General features: G+C 68.8%; 17 protein-coding genes and 4 tRNA genes. 2 read left to right on the top strand and 19 right to left on the bottom strand.

Annotation, left to right across the window (positions count from 1 at the left end):
- Positions 1-54 precede the first annotated feature (54 nt).
- The 12 genes from rpoB to HS109_15390 all read right to left on the bottom strand — a co-directional run bounded on the left by rpoB (position 55) and on the right by HS109_15390 (position 10,261).
- Positions 55-4,158: a DNA-directed RNA polymerase subunit beta gene (rpoB, locus tag HS109_15335; protein MBE7523739.1), complete on the bottom strand. Its 4,104-nt coding sequence runs from the start codon at positions 4,156-4,158 to the stop codon at positions 55-57.
- A 499-nt stretch (positions 4,159-4,657) separates the two neighbouring features.
- Positions 4,658-5,041: a 50S ribosomal protein L7/L12 gene (rplL, locus tag HS109_15340; protein MBE7523740.1), complete on the bottom strand. Its 384-nt coding sequence runs from the start codon at positions 5,039-5,041 to the stop codon at positions 4,658-4,660.
- 60 nt (positions 5,042-5,101) lie between these two features.
- On the bottom strand, positions 5,102-5,626 hold the full coding sequence (gene rplJ, locus HS109_15345) for a 50S ribosomal protein L10 (protein ID MBE7523741.1): 525 nt from the start codon (positions 5,624-5,626) through the stop codon (positions 5,102-5,104).
- 379 nt (positions 5,627-6,005) lie between these two features.
- Positions 6,006-6,734 carry a 50S ribosomal protein L1 gene (rplA, locus tag HS109_15350; protein ID MBE7523742.1) on the bottom strand — a complete coding sequence of 243 codons (729 nt, stop codon included), beginning with the start codon at positions 6,732-6,734 and terminating at the stop codon, positions 6,006-6,008.
- A 2-nt stretch (positions 6,735-6,736) separates the two neighbouring features.
- Positions 6,737-7,171, bottom strand: coding sequence for a 50S ribosomal protein L11 (gene rplK, locus HS109_15355; protein ID MBE7523743.1), 435 nt, complete (start codon positions 7,169-7,171; stop codon positions 6,737-6,739).
- A gap of 138 nt (positions 7,172-7,309) precedes the next feature.
- Positions 7,310-7,846: a transcription termination/antitermination protein NusG gene (nusG, locus tag HS109_15360; GenBank protein MBE7523744.1), complete on the bottom strand. Its 537-nt coding sequence runs from the start codon at positions 7,844-7,846 to the stop codon at positions 7,310-7,312.
- Positions 7,843-8,190 (bottom strand): preprotein translocase subunit SecE, encoded by a 348-nt coding sequence (secE, locus tag HS109_15365; protein MBE7523745.1) that lies wholly within the window; start codon positions 8,188-8,190, stop codon positions 7,843-7,845. The genes nusG and secE overlap by 4 nt, the downstream gene beginning before the upstream one ends.
- Before the next feature lie 116 nt (positions 8,191-8,306).
- Positions 8,307-8,382, bottom strand: a tRNA-Trp gene (locus HS109_15370).
- Between the two features lie 90 nt (positions 8,383-8,472).
- Positions 8,473-9,663, bottom strand: a complete 1,191-nt coding sequence (gene tuf, locus HS109_15375) for an elongation factor Tu (protein MBE7523746.1) — start codon at positions 9,661-9,663, stop codon at positions 8,473-8,475.
- Positions 9,664-9,782: 119 nt separating this feature from the next.
- Positions 9,783-9,857: transfer RNA gene (locus tag HS109_15380), tRNA-Thr, on the bottom strand.
- 127 nt (positions 9,858-9,984) lie between these two features.
- Positions 9,985-10,058, bottom strand: a tRNA-Gly gene (locus HS109_15385).
- Positions 10,059-10,176: 118 nt separating this feature from the next.
- Positions 10,177-10,261, bottom strand: a tRNA-Tyr gene (locus tag HS109_15390).
- A gap of 262 nt (positions 10,262-10,523) precedes the next feature.
- Here HS109_15390 and HS109_15395 point away from each other — a divergent pair.
- Positions 10,524-11,834 (top strand): iron-containing alcohol dehydrogenase, encoded by a 1,311-nt coding sequence (locus HS109_15395; protein MBE7523747.1) that lies wholly within the window; start codon positions 10,524-10,526, stop codon positions 11,832-11,834.
- On the opposite strand, the gene phoR is transcribed toward HS109_15395, so the two are convergent.
- From phoR to HS109_15430, 7 genes are all read right to left on the bottom strand, one after another.
- A complete protein-coding gene (gene phoR, locus HS109_15400; GenBank protein ID MBE7523748.1) occupies positions 11,797-13,182 on the bottom strand; it encodes a phosphate regulon sensor histidine kinase PhoR in 1,386 nt (461 codons plus the stop codon). The two genes, HS109_15395 and phoR, sit on opposite strands and share 38 nt — an antisense overlap.
- A 256-nt stretch (positions 13,183-13,438) precedes the next feature.
- Complete coding sequence (gene phoB, locus HS109_15405) at positions 13,439-14,128, bottom strand: phosphate regulon transcriptional regulator PhoB (protein MBE7523749.1); 690 nt, start codon at positions 14,126-14,128, stop codon at positions 13,439-13,441.
- Positions 14,125-14,832 carry a phosphate signaling complex protein PhoU gene (phoU, locus tag HS109_15410; GenBank protein ID MBE7523750.1) on the bottom strand — a complete coding sequence of 236 codons (708 nt, stop codon included), beginning with the start codon at positions 14,830-14,832 and terminating at the stop codon, positions 14,125-14,127. The genes phoB and phoU overlap by 4 nt, the downstream gene beginning before the upstream one ends.
- Before the next feature lie 28 nt (positions 14,833-14,860).
- Positions 14,861-15,679 (bottom strand): phosphate ABC transporter ATP-binding protein, encoded by an 819-nt coding sequence (pstB, locus tag HS109_15415; GenBank protein ID MBE7523751.1) that lies wholly within the window; start codon positions 15,677-15,679, stop codon positions 14,861-14,863.
- 41 nt (positions 15,680-15,720) lie between these two features.
- Positions 15,721-16,686, bottom strand: a complete 966-nt coding sequence (gene pstA / locus HS109_15420) for a phosphate ABC transporter permease PstA (GenBank protein MBE7523752.1) — start codon at positions 16,684-16,686, stop codon at positions 15,721-15,723.
- 1 nt (position 16,687) lies between these two features.
- On the bottom strand, positions 16,688-17,644 hold the full coding sequence (gene pstC / locus HS109_15425; GenBank protein MBE7523753.1) for a phosphate ABC transporter permease subunit PstC: 957 nt from the start codon (positions 17,642-17,644) through the stop codon (positions 16,688-16,690).
- Between the two features lie 59 nt (positions 17,645-17,703).
- Positions 17,704-18,702 carry a PstS family phosphate ABC transporter substrate-binding protein gene (locus HS109_15430; protein ID MBE7523754.1) on the bottom strand — a complete coding sequence of 333 codons (999 nt, stop codon included), beginning with the start codon at positions 18,700-18,702 and terminating at the stop codon, positions 17,704-17,706.
- A gap of 323 nt (positions 18,703-19,025) precedes the next feature.
- Here HS109_15430 and HS109_15435 point away from each other — a divergent pair, with 323 nt between their 5' ends.
- Positions 19,026-20,462, top strand: a complete 1,437-nt coding sequence (locus HS109_15435; protein MBE7523755.1) for a DUF2868 domain-containing protein — start codon at positions 19,026-19,028, stop codon at positions 20,460-20,462.
- Positions 20,463-20,468 lie beyond the last annotated feature (6 nt).

A 20,468-nucleotide genomic window follows, 5' to 3' on the forward strand; every position in this document is an offset into this window, starting at 1 on the left:
CCCTCTTCACCCTTCCCTCTTCCCTCTCCCCCCTTCCCCTTGGTCGTTGCCGTATCAGTCGCGCTGCATGTCCACGTCGATGGCGAGCGAGCGGATCTCCTTCACCAGCACGTTGAACGACTCCGGCATCCCGGCCTCGATCTTGTGCTCGCCCTTGACGATGTTCTCGTAGACCTTGGTCCGGCCGTTCACGTCGTCGGACTTGACCGTCAGCATCTCCTGCAGCGTGTACGCGGCGCCGTAGGCCTCCAGCGCCCAGACCTCCATCTCGCCGAAGCGCTGGCCGCCGAACTGCGCCTTGCCGCCCAGCGGCTGCTGCGTGACGAGGCTGTACGGGCCGGTCGAGCGCGCGTGCATCTTGTCGTCGACCAGGTGATGGAGCTTCAGCATGTGCATGTAGCCCACGGTCACCTCGCGGTCGAACGCCTCGCCGGTGCGCCCGTCGTGCAGCCTGACCTGGCCGGACGACGGCAGGCCCGCGAGCGAGAGCATGGACTTGATCTCCTCCTCGGTCGCGCCGTCGAACACCGGCGTCGCGAAGGGCACTCCGCCGCGCAGGTTCGCGGCGAGCCGCATCGTCTCGGCGTCGTCGAGCGCGTCGAGCGCCTCGTGCCGCCCCTCCGAGTTGTAGACCGCCTCGAGGAGCTCGCGGACCTCGGCCACCTTCGCCTGCGCCTTCAGCACCTCGTCGATCCTGCGGCCCAGGCCCTTCGCCGCCCACCCCAGGTGCACCTCGAGGATCTGGCCGACGTTCATCCGCGACGGCACGCCGAGCGGGTTGAGCACGATGTCCACCGGCATGCCGTCGGCCATGTAGGGCATGTCCTCGACCGGCACGATCTTCGAGACGACGCCCTTGTTGCCGTGGCGGCCCGCCATCTTGTCGCCCGGCTGCAGGCGGCGTTTCACCGCGACGTAGACCTTCACCATCTTCTGCACGCCCGGCGGCAGCTCGTCGCCCTGCGTGAGCTTCTTCTTCTTCAACTCGAACATCGCGTCGAACTGCTCGCGCAGCTTCGCGAGCGAGTCCTTCATCGCCTCGAGCTGCTGTGCCGAGTCCTCGCCGGCGAGACGGATCTCGAACCAGTCATGCCGGTTCACGCCCTCGAGGTACTCCTTCGTGATCTTCGTGCCCTTGGCGATCCGCTTCGGCCCCCCGTTCACCGTCTTGCCGACGAGCATCTTCTCGATGCGGGCGAACTGGTCGTTCTCGACGATGCGGAGCTGGTCGTTCAGGTCCTTGCGGTAGCCCTTGAGCTCGTCGTCGATGATCTGCTGCGCGCGCTTGTCGCGCTCGATGCCCTCGCGCGTGAACACCTGCACGTCGATGACCGTGCCGCTGATGCCCGAAGGTACCCGCAGCGAGGTGTCCTTCACGTCGGAGGCCTTCTCGCCGAAGATCGCGCGGAGCAGCTTCTCCTCCGGGGTCAGCTGCGTCTCGCCCTTCGGCGTGACCTTGCCGACCAGCACGTCGCCGGCCTCGACCTCCGCCCCGATGTAGACGATGCCGGCTTCGTCGAGGCGGCCGAGCTGAGATTCGCCGAGCGAGCTGATGTCCCGCGTGATCTCCTCCGGCCCGAGCTTGGTGTCCCGCGCGACGATCGACAGCTCCTCGATGTGGATCGAGGTGTAGCGGTCGTCGCCGACCACGCGCTCGCTGATCAGGATCGAGTCCTCGTAGTTGTAGCCGTTCCAGGGCATGAACGCGACGAGCATGTTCTGCCCGAGCGCGAGTTCGCCCAGGTCGGTCGACGCGCCGTCGGCGATGACGTCGTGCCGGGCGATCTGGTCGCCGATCTCCACCAGCGGACGCTGGTTGATGTTGGTGTTCTGGTTGCTGCGCTTGTACTTGACCAGGTTGTAGATGTCGACGCCGACGTCGCCCGCCGCCGTCTCCGCGTCGTTCACGCGGACGACGATGCGGCTGGCGTCGACGTAGTCGACCTTGCCGCCGCGGCGCGCCATCACCGCGGTGCCGGAGTCGACCGCGGCCGTGCGCTCGACGCCCGTGCCGACGAGCGGCTTCTCCGGACGAAGGCATGGAACCGCCTGGCGCTGCATGTTCGAGCCCATCAACGCGCGGTTCGCGTCGTCGTGCTCGAGGAACGGAATCAGCGACGCGGCCACCGAGACGATCTGCGCGGGGGCCACGTCCATGTACTGGACCTTGTCCGCCGTCGCGAGCATGAATTCGTTGCGGTTGCGGCAGCTGACCAGCTCGTCGACCAGATTGCCCTTGCCGTCGACCTTCGCGTTCGCCTGCGCGATCACGTACTGCGACTCCTCGATCGCCGACAGGAACTGGATGTCGTCGGTGACGCGGCTGTCGACCACCTTGCGGTACGGCGTCTCGAGGAAGCCGTACTCGTTGGTGCGCGCGTAGAGCGCGAGCGAGTTGATGAGGCCGATGTTCGGGCCTTCCGGCGTCTCGATCGGGCAGACGCGCCCGTAGTGCGTCGGGTGCACGTCGCGGACCTCGAAGCCCGCGCGCTCGCGCGTCAGGCCGCCCGGCCCGAGCGCCGAGACGCGGCGCTTGTGCGTGATCTCGGAGAGCGGGTTGGTCTGGTCCATGAACTGCGAGAGCTGCGAGGAGCCGAAGAACTCCTTGATCGCCGCCGAGATCGGCTTGGCGTTGATCAGGTCGTGCGGCAGCAGGTTCTCGCTCTCCGCCTGACCCAGGCGCTCCTTCACCGCGCGCTCGACGCGCACGAGGCCCGAACGGAACTGGTTCTCCGCCAGCTCGCCGACCGAACGCACGCGGCGGTTGCCGAGGTGGTCGATGTCGTCGATCTCGCCGCGGCCGTTGCGCAGGTCGACGAGGATGCGGATGACCGCGATGATGTCCTCGTTGGTGAGCGTGCCGGGGCCCTTGAGCTCGTCGCGGCCGACGCGGCGATTGAACTTCATGCGGCCGACCGCCGACAGGTCGTAACGCTCCTCGGAGAAGAACAGGCCGTGGAACAGCGTCTCGACCGCGTCCTCGGTCGGCGGCTCGCCCGGCCGCATCATCCGGTAGATCGCGACCTTCGCCGCGTACGGATCGGGCGTGTCGTCGCTCCGCAGCGTCTGCGAGATGAACGGACCCTGGCCGAGGTCGTTGGTGTAGATCGTGCTCACCTCGGCGACGCCGGCGTCGGCGAGCTTCTTCATGAGCTCCTCGGTCAGCTCGTCGTTGGCCTTGGCGATCACTTCGCCGGTCGACTTGTCGACGACGTCGGTGGCGAGCGTTCGGCCCAGGACGTAGTCGGCCGGCACCAGGATGCGCTTCACCCCGCCTTCGGCGAGCTCGCGCACGTGGCGCGCGGTGATCCGCTTGTCCTTCTGCACGACCACCTTGCCGTCCTTGCCCAGCACGTCGAAGCGCGCGACTTCGCCGCGCAGGCGCTCGGGCACGAAGTCGAGCTCGATGCCGCGCGTGCCGAAGTGGAACGTGTCGAAGTCGAAGAAGGTGCCGAGGATCTGCTCGTTGTTGAGCCCGATCGCCTTGAGCAGCGTCGTCACCGGCATCTTGCGGCGACGGTCGACGCGGAAGAACAGGAAGTCCTTCGGGTCGAACTCGAAGTCGAGCCAGCTCCCGCGGTACGGGATCACGCGGGCGGAGAACAGGAGCTTGCCCGAGCTGTGCGTCTTGCCGCGGTCGTGCTCGAAGAACACGCCCGGCGAGCGGTGGAGCTGCGAGACGATCACGCGTTCGGTGCCGTTGATGATGAACGAGCCGTTCTCGGTCATGAGCGGGATCTCGCCCATGTAGACCTCCTGCTCCTTCACCTCCTTCACGACCTCCTTGCCGGCGTCCCGCGGCGCGTCCTTGTCGAGCAGGATCAGGCGCACCTTGGCGCGCAGCGCCGAGCAGAAGGTGAGACCGCGCTGCTGGCACTCGACGACGTCGAACGCCGGCGGAAGCAGCGAGAAGCTCACGAACTCGAGGCGGGCGTTGCCCGAGTGGCTCGAGATCGGGAAGATCGACGTGAACGCGGCCTGCAGGCCTTCGTCCTTGCGCGCGTCCGCCGGCGAGTGCTCCTGCAGGAACGCGCGATAGGACGCGAGCTGCGTCTCCAGCAGGAACGGGACGCGGAGCACGCTCGCGCGCTTCGCGAAGCTCTTGCGGATGCGCTTCTTCTCGGTGAACGTGTAGGAATGGGTCGGGTTGGTCGCCATGGCCGGGGTCGATCCTTGGTTGCGGTCGTTGCTCGAGATGCGATGCCGCACGGCCCATCCCGGGCCGCGCTCGGACTGTCCGGGGGCGTTGCGCCCCTGGCCTGGTGGCTGGCCTCTACCAGCCGCTGGCGGACGACGCACCGGGGAGGCGCGCCCGACCAAACCCGTCTTCCGCAGTCGCGTCGGAAGACGAAGCACAGGGCGCTCGCGCGGAACGTCCTGTGCTTCGCCCCCTCGTCACCGAGGGAGCGACGCGCCGAACCGGTCTGGATGCGGCCGATCCGTCCACCATTCCATCCCGGGCAGGCAGCCCCGGGACGCTCCAATCATGAAAGCGCCGACCGCGCGACAGGGCGAACCGCCCGCCCCGCGCCCGGTACTTCGTACCTCCGGAAATCGACGGGTTCCGCCCGCGAATTCCGCCGCTTCAGCCTCTACGTCAGGCTCTCAGCGTCGTGATTTTTCCAAGGCGCGCGGCCGTCAGGCCTTGCGCGCCTTCTTACTTGACTTCGACTTTCCCGCCGGCGTCCTCGAGCTTCTTCTTCGCGGCCTCGGCGTCGGCCTTCGAGACGCCTTCCTTGACCGGCTTCGGCGCGCCGTCGACGAGGTCCTTGGCTTCCTTGAGGCCGAGGCTCGTCAGTTCGCGGACCGCCTTGATGACGTTGACCTTGTTCTCGCCGGCGGCGGTGAGGACGACCGTGAACTCGGTCTTCTCTTCCGCGGCGGCCGCCGGGGCGGCACCACCCGCGCCCGGCGCGGCGACGGCGACGGCGGCAGCGGCCGACACGCCGAACTTGTCTTCCATCGCCTTGATGAGCTCGGAGAGTTCGAGCACGGTCATCGAAGCGATCTTGTCGAGGATTTCAGTCTGGACAGCGGACATCGTGGACTCCTGGTTTTCGTGGATTCGTGAAAATGTCGTGGAAACGGCGCAGCGACGGCGTCAGGCCGCGGCCTTCGCGTCGCGCACGGCGGCGAGCGTCCGGACGAACTTGCCCGGGACCTCGTTCATCGTGCGGACCAGCTTGGCCACCGGCGCCTGCATCGTGCCCATCAGCTTCGCGATCAGCTCGTCGCGCGACGGCAGCGCCGCCAGCGCCGTGATGTCCTTCGGAGACATCATCTGGCCCGGCATCGCGCCCGCCGTGATCACGAACTTCTCGTGGCCCTTGGCGAAGTCGTTCAGCACCTTCGCCACGGCGACCGGGTCGCTGCTGATGCCGTAGGTCAGCGGCCCGACCATGCTGTCGGACAGCTTCTCGAACGGCGTGCCGGCGACCGCGCGGCGCACCAGGGTGTTCTTGACCACCCTGAAGTAGACCCCGGACGCCCGTGCCTTCGCGCGAAGCTGCGTCATGTCGGAGACCGGCATGCCGCGATTCTCGGCGAGCACGATCGCCTGCGCCTTCGCCACCTGACCGGCGACTTCCGCGACGACCGCTTCCTTCTTCTGCAGATCGAGACTCAAGTTCACCTCCGTTTCAGGAGACAGGCAACAGGTAACAGAGGTCAGTCACGACCCACTGCAACCCACCCGCCTCCATGGCGAGCCGGCTTCGGCCCGTGTGCTCGGCGAACAGCGCCCTCGCACTTGTTGCGGTGGCCATCGAGTCCAGGAATGTCCTGTTCTGCGAGGGCACCATCTGCGCCGGGCCAGGAGTCAGAGGACAGGAGTCAGAAACTCCGACCTCCACACCATCGTCCCGTTTTGAGCTTTCGCCCCGGCGGTCTTTGACGGCAGGCCGTTCCAGCGTCGAAACGGCCTTCCCTCAATCCTGCGCAGGCATGCGACATCACCACCGACGCCCGCATGCACTGCCAACTGTCAACTGCCAACCGACTCCTGATCAGTGCGCCACGCTCTGCGCGATGTTGAGGCTGACGGGATCGACCCGCACGCCGGCGCCCATCGTCGAGCTGATGCTGACCTTCTTGAAGTAGATGCCCTTCGTCCCCTGCGGGCGCGCCTTGGACAGGGCGTCGATCAGCGCCGTCAGGTTGGTCTTGAGCTGGTCGGGCGTGAACGACGCGCGTCCGATCGTGCACTGGACGATGCCGGCCTTGTCGGTGCGGTACTGCACCTGGCCCGCCTTCGCGTTCCTCACGGCCAGGGCGACGTCCGCCGACACCGTACCGACTTTCGGGTTCGGCATGAGCCCGCGCGGACCGAGGATCTGGCCCAGCTGGCCGACGACCTTCATCGCGTCCGGAGAGGCGATGACGACGTCGAAATCCATGAACCCTTCCTTGATCTTCGCGGCGAGGTCGTCGAAACCGACGATGTCGGCGCCGGCGTCGGTCGCCTGCTTCGCCTTCTCGCCCTGCGCGAACACCGCCACGCGCACCTTCTTGCCGGTGCCGGCGGGCAGCACGACCGAGCCGCGGACGGTCTGGTCGGACTTCTTCGCGTCGACGCCGAGGTTCACCGCGACGTCCACCGATTCGTCGAACTTGGCGACGGCGGTCTCCTTGACGAGTTTCAGCGCGTCGTCGACCGGATACGCCTTGCTGCGGTCCACCTTGCCGCGGACCGCCTTCATGCGCTTCGACAAGCGCGGAGTCTTCTGTTCGGCCATGATCACTTCACCCCTTCGACCGTGATGCCCATCGAGCGGGCGCTGCCGGCGATCGTGCGGACCGCGGCGTCGAGGTCGGCGGCGGTCAGGTCCGGCGTCTTCGTCTTCGCGATCTCCTCGGCCTGCGCGCGCGTCAGCTTGCCGACCTTGTCGATGTGGGGCTTGGAACTGCCCTTCTCGACCTTGGCGGCCTTCTTGATCAGCACGGTGGCCGGCGGCGTCTTCATCACGAACGTGAAGCTCTTGTCCGCGTACGCCGTGATCACGACCGGGATCGGCAGCCCGGCTTCCAGCTTCTGCGTCTGGGCGTTGAACGCCTTGCAGAATTCCATGATGTTGAGTCCGCGCTGGCCGAGCGCGGGACCGATCGGCGGCGAGGGGTTCGCCTTGCCGGCCGGCACCTGAAGCTTGATGAATCCGACGACTTTCTTCGCCATTTTCGTCTCCTGCGGGTGCTAGCGGGCGCGACGCGCGCCCTCCCCGGTTGATGCCGAGAAGGGGGAAGAGCGAAGGGGGAAGGGTGTCCGATCCGACTCGATGCACCCTTCTCCCTTCCCTCTTCTCCCTTCCCGCCTTTACGCCTTTTCCACTTGCGCGAAATCCAGTTCCACCGGCGTAGACCGGCCGAAGATCGACACCGACACCTTGAGCTTGCTCTTCTCGTAGTTCACGTCCTCGACGTTGCCGTGGAAGTCGGTGAACGGGCCGTCCTTCACGCGCACCGCCTCGCCGACCTCGAACAGCACCTTCGGACGCGGCTTCTCGGCGCCCTCCTGCACCTGCTGCAGGATCGCGTCGACCTCCTTCTGGGTGATCGGCGTCGGCCGGTTGGCCGTGCCGCCGACGAACCCCGTCACCTTCGGCGTGCTCTTCACGAGGTGCCACGAGTCGTCGGTCATCTCCATCTCGACGAGCACGTAACCGGGGAAGAACTTCCGTTCCGAGGTCGCCTTCTGGCCGCCCTTCATCTCGACCACTTCCTCGACCGGCACCAGGATCTGACCGAACTGGTCGGCGATCTCCGAGCGCTTGATCCGGTCGGCCAGCGTGCGCTGCACGCTCTTCTCGAAGCCCGAGTAGGCGTGCACCACGTACCACTTCCTCGCGTTCATCCTGCGCCCCTTCCGGTCGCGAGCTTCACGATCCACGCGAGCAGCGTGTCGACCGAGAACAGGAACAGCGCCATGACGACGACGAAGACGAACACGACCAGCGTCATCTGCGTCGTTTCCTTGCGCGAGGGCCAGGCCACGCGGCCGGCCTCCTGCCAGGACTCCTGCGCGAACGCGAAGAACGCCTTGCCCGGCGCGGACAGCCAGGCGACGCCGGCCGCCGCGGCGAGGCCCGCGAACACCATCAGCACGCGAAGCACGAGCGCGAGGTCCGGGAACGCGTAGTAGCCCCACACGCCCAGCACGACGCACCCGAACGCCAGCGCGATCTTTGCCTTGTCCATTCAGTCGTCAGTTGTCAGTTGTCAGTTGTCAGTTGTCAGTCCATCGACGCTTGCCGACGCCGTGCTTCGCTCTGCCCCACTGCTGTCAACTGTCAACTGACAACTGACATCCGTCGTGGCAGGCCAGGAGGGAATCGAACCCCCAACCTGCGGTTTTGGAGACCGCCGCTCTGCCAATTGAGCTACTGGCCTGTTCAGGAGCCAGTTGTCAGTTGTCGGTTGTCAGTCGCGACGCCGCTGCGCCGCTCTTGCTGCCAACTGCCAACTGTCAACTGCCAACTGTCACTCGATGACCTTCGCCACCACCCCGGCGCCCACCGTCCGGCCACCCTCGCGGATCGCGAAGCGCAGCCCCTCCTCCATCGCGATCGGCGCAATCAGCGTCACCACCATCCCGATGTTGTCCCCGGGCATCACCATCTCCGTCCCCGCAGGCAGCTCGCAGCTCCCCGTCACGTCCGTCGTCCGGAAATAGAACTGCGGCCGGTACCCCGGGAAAAACGGCGTGTGCCGGCCTCCCTCGTCCTTCGACAGCACGTACACCTCGCAGCTGAACTTCGTGTGCGGCGTGATCGAGCCCGGCTTCGACAGCACCTGCCCCCGCTCCACCTCCTCACGCTTCGTGCCCCTCAGCAGCACCCCGACGTTGTCCCCGGCCTGCCCCTGATCGAGCAGCTTGCGGAACATCTCCACCCCCGTGCACACCGTCTTCGCCGTCGGCTTCAGCCCCACGATCTCCAGCTCGTCGCCCACCTTCACGATCCCGCGTTCCACCCGGCCCGTCACCACCGTCCCGCGGCCCGAAATCGAGAACACGTCCTCCACCGGCATCAGAAACGGACCGTCCACCGCCCGCTTCGGCTCCGGTATGTAACTGTCCAGCGCCTCCGCCAGCTTGTAGATCGACCCCTCCCCCATCTCCCCCTTGTCCCCTTCCAGCGCCAGCTTCGCCGAACCAATCACGATCGGCGTCTTGTCCCCCGGAAACTGGTACTTCGACAACAGCTCCCTCACCTCCATCTCGACAAGCTCCAGCAGCTCCTTGTCGTCCACCATGTCCGCCTTGTTCATGTACACGATGATGTACGGCACCCCCACCTGACGCGCCAGCAGAATGTGCTCCCGCGTCTGCGGCATCGGACCGTCCGCCGCCGACACCACCAGAATCGCTCCGTCCATCTGCGCCGCACCCGTGATCATGTTCTTGATGTAGTCCGCGTGCCCAGGACAGTCCACGTGCGCGTAGTGCCGCTTCTCCGTCTCGTACTCCACGTGCGACGTGTTGATCGTGATCCCCCGCGCCTTCTCCTCCGGCGCATTGTCGATCTGGTCGTACGCCCGAACCTCTCCTCCGTACTTCCTCGACAGCACCAGCGTCATCGCCGCCGTCAACGTCGTCTTCCCGTGATCCACGTGACCAATCGTCCCCACGTTCACGTGCGGCTTCGTACGCTCGAATTTGCCCTTTGCCATCGCTGTCTCTCCGACTCGCTCCTGCGTTGAACTCTCTCCAGGGCCCGCGGCGCCTCGCCGGCGGTCCCCGGGGCGGCTTTCCCGGCCGGAAGCTGGGGTTTGCTCCCGGCCGCGCTACCTGGTGCCCATGGCGCGGATTGAACGCGCGACCTCTCCCTTACCAAGGGAGTGCTCTGCCACTGAGCTACATGGGCGTGTCGTCGTCTCGCACGCCACGCCCGTCGGGGCGCGTCCCTGTCCTGCCTTCGCCGCCGCGGCGGGATCCTCCTTCGCCGGCGACCATCACCTCGCCGGGTCCGCTCCGCGCCCGCCTGCGCGGACTGGAGCGGGTGAAGGGAATCGAACCCTCGTCGTAAGCTTGGAAGGCTTCTGCTCTGCCATTGAGCTACACCCGCGGTTCAGTTGACAGTTGTCAGTTGACAGTTGGCAGTAACTGCGCACCGCAGCCCAGGCAATCGGCGCCGACCCGCCGCGCCTTTACTGCCAACTGCCAACTGACAACTGACTCCTGAATGGTGGAGGGGGAAGGATTCGAACCTTCGAAGGCAGAGCCGGCAGATTTACAGTCTGCTCCCTTTGACCGCTCGGGAACCCCTCCGCGAAACTCGAAATTCTAGCAGCCGGACGCGGGGGCCGTCAAACCGCGCCGGACTCGCGACGCCGCCGGCCACCGCGCCAGCGTCTCCTTTGCAATCAAGGGGTTGCCGACTCGACCGGCGGAGGGTCCGGCCGCCAGTGTCGTCCGCCCCCTTCGCCACCCGACTCGCCGCCGCCGAGGCGCGTCCCCCCGCGGCGGGCGCGTGCGGCCCGCGGGGCGCACGGCATAATCGGGCCGTCACCAGGGATCGGGAGACCGGCCGATGCGTTGCTGCCATGCCGACTTCGCGCTCGTCGAGGGCGGCGATCGCGGATTCACCGTCGGAATGCCGACGTTCACGTTCGGGTCCGGCGTGCTCGCCGAGGCCGGCGACAACGCGCTCGAGCTCGGCATGCGTCGGGTCGCGCTCTACACCGACGCGCGCCTCGCGGGAGGCGAGCACGTCGCGAAGGTGCGCGCGTCGCTCTCCGCGGCGGGCGTCGACGTCGCGGTCTACGACGCGGTGAAGATCGAGCCCGACGACGCCTCGTTCCGCGACGCCGCGCGTTTCGCGGCCGACGGGCGTTTCGACGGGTACGTGTCGGTCGGCGGCGGCTCGGTGATGGACACCTGCAAGGTGGCCAACCTCTACGCCGAGCACCCGGCCGAATTCATGGCCTACGTGAACGCGCCGATCGGCGAGGGACGCCGCGTACCCGGCGCGGTGCGTCCGCACATCGCCTGCCCGACGACGGCGGGCACCGGCTCGGAGACCACCGGCATCGCGATCTTCACGTTGCGCTCGATCAACGCGAAGACCGGCATCATCTCGCGGCGGCTGATTCCCTCGGTGGCCCTCGTCGACCCCGACGTGACACGATCGCTGCCGGGCGCCGCGGTCGCCGCGACGGGCTTCGACTGCATGAGCCACGCGCTCGAGTCGATCACCGCGCGCGCGTTCCCGCGCAGGCTCAATCCGGCGAAGGGCGTGCTGCGCCCGGTGTCGCAAGGCGCGAACGCCTTCTCCGACATGCTCGCGACCGAGGCGTTGAAGCTCGTCGGCGCGTTCCTCGAGCGCGCGGTGCGCGACGCGTCCGACACCGAGGCGCGCACCGAGATGATGTATGCGGCGATGCTCGCGGGCATCGCGTTCAACGCCGCCGGCTGCCACCTGCCGCACGGGCTCTCCTACGCGGTGTCGGGGCTCACGAAGGACTGGCACGTGCCGGGCTACCCCGAAGGCGCGTCGCTCGTGCCGCACGGCATGGCCGTCGTGCTCAACAACCCGTCCGTCTGGCGACACACCGCGCCGGCGAGCCCCGAACGGCACCTGCACTGCGCGCAGTGCCTCGGCGCCGACGTGCGCGGCGCGGGGCCGGAATTCGCGGGCGAGGCGCTCGCCTCGCGCGTCGTCTCGCTGATGCGCGCGACCGGCATGCCGAACGGCCTCGCCGCGCTCGGCTTCGACGAGTCGCACGTCGACGCGCTCGCCACCGGCGCGGAGCCGCAGTACCGGGTCATCAAGAACGCGCCCGTCGACATCGGGCGCGAAGAGCTCAGGACGCTGTTCCGGGCGGCGTTGCGCTACTGGTAGCCGCCGCGTCGGACCCGACCGCGTCGCCGACGGGCTCGGGGCGCACCCGCTTCGCGGGGAGCCGCACCGAGAACGCGCTGCCTTCGCCAGGCACGCTCTCGATGCCGAGGTCGGCCTGGTGGCGCAGCAGCACGTGCTTGACGATCGCGAGCCCGAGCCCCGTGCCGCCGGTCGCGCGCGAGCGCGAGCGATCGACGCGGTAGAAGCGCTCGGTCAGGCGCGGCAGGTGCTCGTTCGCGATCCCGATGCCGGTGTCGGCCACCGCGAACACGCCGCAGCCCGACGCCTCGACGCGCCACGAGAGCGCGACGCGGCCGCCGGACGGCGTGTAGCGGATCGCATTCGACACGAGGTTCGAGAACGCGCTGCGCAGCTCGTCGCGGCTGCCCGTGATCGTCGCGGGCACCCCGACGTCGAGCTCGACCGCGTGGCGCCCGCCGGACAGCGCCTTCGCGTCGGCCGACACCTCGAGCAGCAGCGGCAGCACCGCGAAGCGCTCTTCGCCGGCCGGGCTGTTCTCGCTCTCGAGCGCCGACAGCGTGAGCAGGTCGTTGACGAGCCGCTGCATGTTGCGCGCCTGCTCCTGCATGAGGCCGAGGTAGCGCGCGCGCTGGCGGTCGTCGAGGTCCAGGTCCTGCATCGTCTCGACGAAGCCGGCGATCACCGTGAGCGGCGTCTTGAGCTCGTGCGAAACGTTCGCGATGAAGTCGCGCCGCATGCGCGCGACCGCCTCGATCTGCGTGACGTCGCGCGACAGCAGCAGGCGCTCGTCGATCTCGAAAGGGACGGCCTGCAGCGCGAGCGCGCGGCGCGCGCCGCCCCGCGACCACTCGACCAGCACGCTCTCGCCGTAGTCGCCGGCCTCGAGGTAGCGGTGGAACTCGGGCTGGCGGATCAGGTTGACGACGGGCTGGCCCCGGTCGCGCGCGAGGTCGATGCCGAGTTGCTCCTCGGCGCGGGGATTCGCCCATTCGATGCGCCCGGCGGCGTCGAGCACGATGACCCCGTCGGGAATGGCCTCCGCGGCCTTCCGGAACCGGTCGATCGTCAGCTTGAGGTCGTGCTGGTAGGCGGTGCGCAGGCGCGTCCTGCGGAAGATCGCCGAGCAGACCTCCGCCCAGGGGCCGCGCCCTTCCGGCGGAAGCGCGTCGAGCGGGCCCCGGGCCCACTCGGTCACCCGCTCGATGTTCCAGAGGTGGAAGGCGATGATCGCGAGCGCGCCGGCCCCGAGGACGGCGAGCGCCCAGACGGGGCCGGCGACCGCCCAGACGACCAGCGTGGCGACTGCGACGCCGGCCGGCGCGACGAGCCCGCTCCGGAACGCGTGCGTCACCCGGCAACCTCCCATGGCTCTCTCGCCGACGAGATCCCCGCGACGTGAACATCGCTCGCCTCGTCGCGGCGGGCGCCGCGCGTTCGGCGCGTCCCGGCGGCATCGAAAAACGACCTCCCCCAGGCTCCCTGCTTCGCAGCTTCGCACACCCCCTCCTGATGGACAGGGCGGACGGGATCCCCCCGAAGCGAACGGCGTTCGCCTCCCCCCAGGGGGCACGGCGACCTCGGGGCGGCCCGTCGGTCGCCGCCTTGGGACGGCCCGGCGGCGATCATCGCGGAACGGCGAGGCGGTAGCCGCTCCCCCGTACGGTCTCGACGATCGAGCCCAGGCCGTGCGGCTCGAGCGCGAGCCTCAGCCGGCGAATGTGGACGTCCACGGTCCTCTCCTCGATGTAGACGTGATCGCCCCAGACGTGGTCGAGGATCTGCGCCCGCGAGTGGACGCGTTCGGGCCGGGCGAGGAAGAAGCGCAGCAGCCGGAACTCCGTGGGACCGAGCGCCACCGGCGTCCCGCCGGCCGTGACGCGGTGCGTCGCCGGATCCATCGCAAGCACCCCAACCTGGAGCGGCTCCTGCGCCGCCTCCGGCGCGCGCCGCCTCAGCACGGACTTGATCCGCGCCTTGAGCTCGCGAGGCGAGAACGGCTTGGTCACGTAGTCGTCGACCCACGACTCGAGCCCCGCGACCCGGTCGGCCTCGTCGGTGCGGGCGGTCACCATGATGATCGGCAGCTCGCGCGTCCTCGCGTCCGCGCGCAGCTGCTTGGCGAGCGCGAGCCCGGACTGGCCCGGCAGCATCCAGTCGAGCAGCAGCAGGTCCGGCAGCGATTCGCGGAGCTGCCGCTGAGCGGTCTCGGCGTCGGGCGCCGTGCGAACCTCGTAGCCGGCGTCGTGCAGGTTCACCTTGAGCAGCTCGAGAATCGCCGGCTCGTCCTCGACGGCGAGGATCGTGGGCATCATTCGCCCGCCACCTCGGCGCGGATCTGATCCGCCGACGCGTGCCGGACGTCCTTGCCCTTCACCACCTGCACCACGGACTCGGCGACGTTCTTCGCGTGGTCGCCGATGCGCTCGATCGACTTCGCGATGAACACGGCCTCGAGCGCGCTCGAGATCGTGCGCGGATCCTCCATCATGAAGCTGATGAGCTGGCGCATGATCGCGTTGAAGGCGTGGTCGATGGCGTCGTCCTCGTCGACCACCTCGGCGGCCGCGCTCACGTCCAGCCGCGCGAACGCGTCGAGCGCCTTGTGCAGCATGCCTTGCGCGGCGGTCGCCATGCGCGCGACGTCGAAGTAGCGCGTGCGCGCCAGGCGCTCGCTGCCGCGGATCGTCGCGGCCTTGTAGGCGACCTTCTTCACCTCGTCGCCGATGCGCTCGAGGTCGTTCACGATCTTGCTGACCGTGAGGACCATCCTCAAGTCGACCGCGGTCGGCTGCCGCCGCGCGATGATCTGCGCGCAGAGCTGGTCGATGCTGACCTGGGCCTGGTTGATCACCCGCTCGTCCGCGCCTACGGCGTCGATCAGGCTTGGGTCCTCGTCCTCGCCGAGCGCCTCGATCGCGCGCGCGAGCTGCTTCTCGACGAGGCCGCCCATCGAGAGCACGCCGCTGCGCAGCGCCTCCATCTCGGCGTCGAACTGCTTGGACGTGTGGTCGCTCATCAGCCTGTCTCCGTCGGCGCGCCCGGCGTCAGCCGAAGCGCCCGGTGATGTAGTCCTCCGTCTCCTTCTTCTTCGGCTTGAAGAAGAGGTGATCGGTCTGCCCGAACTCGACCAGCTCGCCGAGGTACATGTACGCAGTGTAGTCCGAGACGCGCGCCGCCTGCTGCATGTTGTGGGTGACGATCAGGATCGTGACCTTCTTCTTGAGCTCGGTGACGAGCTCCTCGATGCTCGCCGTGGCGATCGGGTCGAGCGCGGAGGTCGGCTCGTCGAACAACATGATCTCGGGGTCCGTGGCGAGCGCCCGGGCGATGCAGAGGCGCTGCTGCTGCCCGCCCGACAGGTTCGAGCCGACCTCGTTCAGCCGGTGCTTGACCTCGTCCCACAGCGCCGCGCCCTTGAGCGACTCCTCGACCTTCTCGTCGAGCGCGTTCTTGCCCTTGACGCCGCGGACCCGCAGGCCGTACGCGACGTTCTCGTAGATCGACTTCGGGAACGGGTTGGGCTTCTGGAACACCATCGAGACGCGCATCCGGACCTCGATGGGGTCGACGTCGTCCGCGAGCAGGTTCGTGTTGTCCGGGTGCAGGACGATCTGGCCCTCGTAGCGGTTGCCGGGGTAGAGGTCGTGCATCCGGTTGAAGCAGCGGAGCAGCGTCGACTTGCCGCAGCCCGAAGGACCGATCAGCGCCGTCACCTTGTTCTCGTAGACGGGCATGTCGATGCCCTTGAGCGCATGGAACTTCGCGTAGTGGAAGTGCAGCCCGCGCGTCTCGGCCTTGAGCGGCGGCAGGGGCTCCGCGGCGAGCGCGGGCGCGGCCCCGGGGGAGGACGCGGCACCGAGCATCGTCGCGCGGGATCGGGGCTGCGTGCGGGGTTCCATCGGGGTCACCATTTGATGTTCTTGCGCAACCGGTAGCGCAGCCAGATCGCGAGCCCGTTCATCGTCAGCGTCATGAAGACGAGGATCGCGCCGGCCGCCGCCGCGTTGGCGTGGAACGCCTCGTCCGGGCGCGAGGTCCAGTTGAACATCTGGATCGGCATCACCGTGAACGGCGCGCGCAGCCACTCGAACGAGAGGAACGGGAAGTCGGCGGTCAGCGGCGCGGGTGGCAGGAACGCGATGAACGTCAATGCCCCGATCGTGATGATCGGCGCGGTTTCGCCGATCGCGCGGGACAGGCCGATGATCACGCCGGTCAGGATGCCCGGCATCGAGTACGGGACGATGTGGTCCCTCACCGTCTGCCAGCGGGTCGCGCCGACCGCGTACGCGCCCTCGCGGATCATCGCCGGGATCGCGCGGATCGCCTCTCGCGTCGAGACGATGACGATGGGAAGGATCAGCAGGGCGAGCGTGAGGCCCGCCGTCTGGACGCTCTGTCCCAGTCCGAACGCGTAGACGAACAGGCCGAGCGCCAGCAGGCCGTAGACGATCGACGGGACGCCGGCGAGGTTCGTGATGTTGATCTCGATCACGTCGGTGACCCAGTTCCTGGGCGCGTACTCCTCGAGGTAGATGCCCGACGCCACGCCGAGCGGCACCGCGACCGCCGCCGTGACGATCATCACCAGCGTCGTGCCGACCCACGCGGACAGGATGCCGGCCTGTCCCGCGCGCCTCGACGGGAACTGCGTGAAGAACTCGGGCCGCAGACGCTCCCAGCCGTCGACCAGCATGTCGACGAACAGGGCGAGGAACGTGAGGAAACCGACGCCGAGCGCGAGGACGCCGAGGACGATGAAGATCACGTCCCAGCGCTTCGCCCTGGCGATGAGCCTGCGGATGTCCCCGGTCGCCCCTCTGACGGCCGGCGCGGCCGGGGGCGTCGACCCGGATGCGTTGCCCGCCATGTCAGTAGGCCTCCCGGAACCGCCTGCGCATCCAGAACCCGATCAGGTTGAAGAACAGCGTGAGCAGCATCAGCGTCAGTCCCGCGGCGAAGATCGTCTGGTAGCCCACGCTGCCGTGCGGCAGGTCGCCCAGCGCGACCTGGACGATGTAGGCGGTGATGGTCGCCGCCGGCTCCGTCGGGTTGAACGTCAGGTTCGGCTGCATGCCCGCGGCGACCGCGAGGATCATCGTCTCGCCCACCGCCCGCGAGATGCCGAGGATGTACGCGGCGGCGATGCCCGAGAGCGCCGCCGGGACGACGACGTTGACCGCGGTCTGCAGACGGGTCGCGCCCATCGCGAACGAGCCCTCGCGCAGCGACATCGGCACCGCGCGCATCGCGTCCTCCGAGATCGACGCGACCGTGGGAACGATCATGATGCCCATCACGATGCCGGCCGAGAGCAGGTTGAAGCCCGGCACCGACGGGATCAGCGCCTGCAGCAGCGGCGTGACGAACAGGAGCGCGAAGTAGCCGTAGACGATCGTCGGGACCCCGGCGAGCAACTCCAGAATCGGCTTGGCGATCTCGCGCGCCCTCGGCGAAGCGAATTCGGACAGGTAGACGGCGATCGTCGTGCCCAGCGGGATCGCCACGCCGAGCGCGACGAGCGAGCTCGTGATGGTGCCCGAGAGGAGCACCATGATCCCGAAGTGGGCGTCGTCGAAGAGGGGTGTCCACTGCGTGTCGGTGAGGAACTGCCAGACCGGCACGGCCGCGAAGAAGACGACGCTCTCCTTCACGAGGATGTACACGATCCCGAGCGTCGTGCCGACCGAGACGAGCGCGGCCAGGAGCAGCACCGCCTCGATCGCGCGTTCCTTGAGGTTGCGCGTGAACTTCCTCGCGAGGCGCTCGCTGACCACGGTGGTGAACGACGCCCCGGCGGGCGCGCGCAGCGTTGTCGACGAATCCATTATACGGGTCCCCATCGCGACACCGGCGCGGAGGCCGGACCGCGCCGCCCGCGAGCCGGTCAGAGCTTCGCCTCGCGGGCGAGCAGGTCGTCGATCCTGACGCCCACCTCCGCCACGCCGCCGAACACCGTCCCCTTCTTGCCCTTGGCGAGGTGCTCCCTGTTGAGCGTGTACGCCTTGTCGGGCAGCGGCACGTACTTGACCTCCTTCGCGAGCTTCGCGCCGTGGGTCAGGTAGTAGTCGACGAACTTCTTCACTTCGGGACGCTCGAGCGACTTCGCGTTGACGTAGATGAAGATCGGGCGCGCGAGCGGCTGGTAGCTCCCGTCGATCACCGAGCTCATCGACGGCGACACGGCCGGCCTGCCGGCCTTCTCGACAATCGGGACCGCCTTGAGCTTGCCCTGGTTCTCCGCGTAGTAGGCGAAGCCGAAGTAGCCGATCGCGTTGACGTCGCGCTGGACGCCCTGCACCAGGACGTTGTCGTCCTCGGACGCCGTGTAGTCGCCGCGCGAGGACTTCGCCTTCCCGACGATCGCCTCGGTGAAGTAGTCGAACGTGCCCGAGTCGGCGCCCGCGCCGAACAGCTTGATCGGCGCGTCGGGCCACGACGGATCGACCTGGTTCCACCGGGTGACCTTGCCTTGGGCGCCAGGCTCCCAGATCCTCTTCAGCTGCTCGACCGTGATGCCCTTGTCGAGGAACTTGTTCTGCGGATTGACGACGACGGTCAGCGCGTCGAAGGCCACCGGAAGCTCGTAGTAGGTGATGCCTGCCTTCGCGCACTGCTCCATTTCCGACTTGAGGATCGGGCGCGAAGCGCCGCTGACGTCGATCTCGCCGCGACAGAACTTCTTGAAGCCGCCGCCGGTGCCGGAAATGCCGACCGTGACCTTGATCGCGTTCTTCTCGGCCTTCTGGAACTCCTCGGCTACCGCTTCCGTGACCGGATAGACGGTCGACGATCCGTCGATCTTGACGAGGGTGCCCTGGCCGAAGACGGGCGCGGATACGGCCGCCGCGAGCGCGACGGCGAGGATCTGGGGCTTGAATCGCATGGGTTGCTCCTCAAAGGGATTGCCGATGCGTGAATGCTAGGGGGTCCGTGTGACAGGACCGTGACGTCGCGGTGACCGGCCATGACAGCGGGCACCGGGCGGCGGATCGGCGGCTCCTTTCCGATCAGGCACTTGCGCCACCGTAACGTCTCGTCGTCGGCATCGGTCCGCCCCGCGAGCCCTCGCCGTGTTGCCGGCATGTCCGCCCTGCATCGCGCGCCGCGGCCCTGAGGCAGGCGGCGCCGGCACCGGCCGCGGGCGACCCGTACGCCGGCCCCGATCCGGGCACGGCGGGCTCCCCGCCGCGTAGAATCGGCGGCGCCATGGACGAATCCGCCGCCATGAAGGTCGTCGCGGTGCGGGCGGTCGAGACCGTCGACGCCGCCCGCAAGCACTGGACCGACGCCGACCGCGCGTGGGCGAGCCGGGCAGCGGCGGAGACCGTGGGCGCCGACGCGAGTCCCGACGCGTTCCTCGCGCGCCGCGCGGCGCTGGCGATCGAGCGGATCGCCGGCCGCGGTGCCGCGCTGCCCCGCGCGCTGCGGTCGCTAGAGTGGCGGCCGTGGGTCGGCACCGCGGTCGTCGGACTCGCGTTCGCCCTCGGCGCGTTTCTCGACCAGCTGGGGGGCGCGCAACGGGTCGACATCCTCGCCCCGCCGGTGCTCGGCCTGCTCGTCTGGAACGTCGCGGTCTACGTCGCCATCGCCGTGGGCTACGTCGTCCGCTTCGGCGAGCCGGCGCCGCCGGGTCCGCTGCGCGCCGGCATCGTGCGCTTCGCCGGCGGCCTCGGTCGCCCGCGCGGGAGCGCGGGCGTGAACGACGCGGTCGTCGCGTTCGGCGAGGACTGGGCACGCCGCGCGACGCCGCTGTACGCGATGCGGGCGTCGCGCATCCTGCACTTCGCCGCCGCGGCGCTCGCCGCCGGCGTGCTCGCGGGCCTCTACCTGCGCGGGCTCGCCCTCGAGTACCGCGCGAGCTGGGAGAGCACGTTCCTCGATGCGGCGGCCGTGCGGTCGATCGCCTCGTGGACCTATTGGCCGGGGGCGGCGTTGACGGGGATCCCGGTGCCGTCGGTCGAGGACGTCGCGGCGATCCGCGCCCCGGCGGGGGAGAACGCCGCGCGCTGGCTGCACCTGATGGCCGCGACCGTGGCGGCCGTCGCGATCCTGCCGCGTCTGCTGCTCGCGCTCGCCGCCGGGCTCGTCGAGCGCCATCGCGCCTCGCGCTTCCCGCTGCGGCTCGACGAGCCCTACTTCCAGCGCCTGCTGCGCGGCTACCGCGGCGGCGCGGCGCGCGTGCGGGTGATCCCGTACAGCTACGCGGTCCCGGCCCCGGCCGCCGCGGGGCTCGAGGCGATCGTCGCGCGCTCGTTCGGGGGGAGCGCCGCGCTGCTGGTCTCGGCGCCGCTCGCGTACGGCGAGGACGAGGCGCTCGCCGCCGCCATCGAGGGCGCGGCGGGCAACACCCTGGTCGCGCTGTTCAGCGCCGCAGCGACGCCGGAGCGCGAGGCCCACGGCGCGTTCCTCGCGGAGCTCGCCAAGCGGCGAAGCGAGGCGGACGCGCTGTTCGCGATCGTCGACGAGGGAGCGTGGGCGGCGCGCTTCGCGGGCGAGCCCGCGCGCATCGAGGAGCGGCGGGGCGCCTGGCGCCAGCTGTGCGGCGAAGCCGGCGTGGCCGTCGTGTTCGTCGACCTCGCGAATCCCGACCTCGCCGCCACGGACGCCGCGCTCGACGCCGCGATCGGCGATCGGTCGACGTGACCCGGA

Source organism: Burkholderiales bacterium (assembly GCA_015075645.1).
Taxonomy (GTDB): domain Bacteria; phylum Pseudomonadota; class Gammaproteobacteria; order Burkholderiales; family Casimicrobiaceae; genus VBCG01.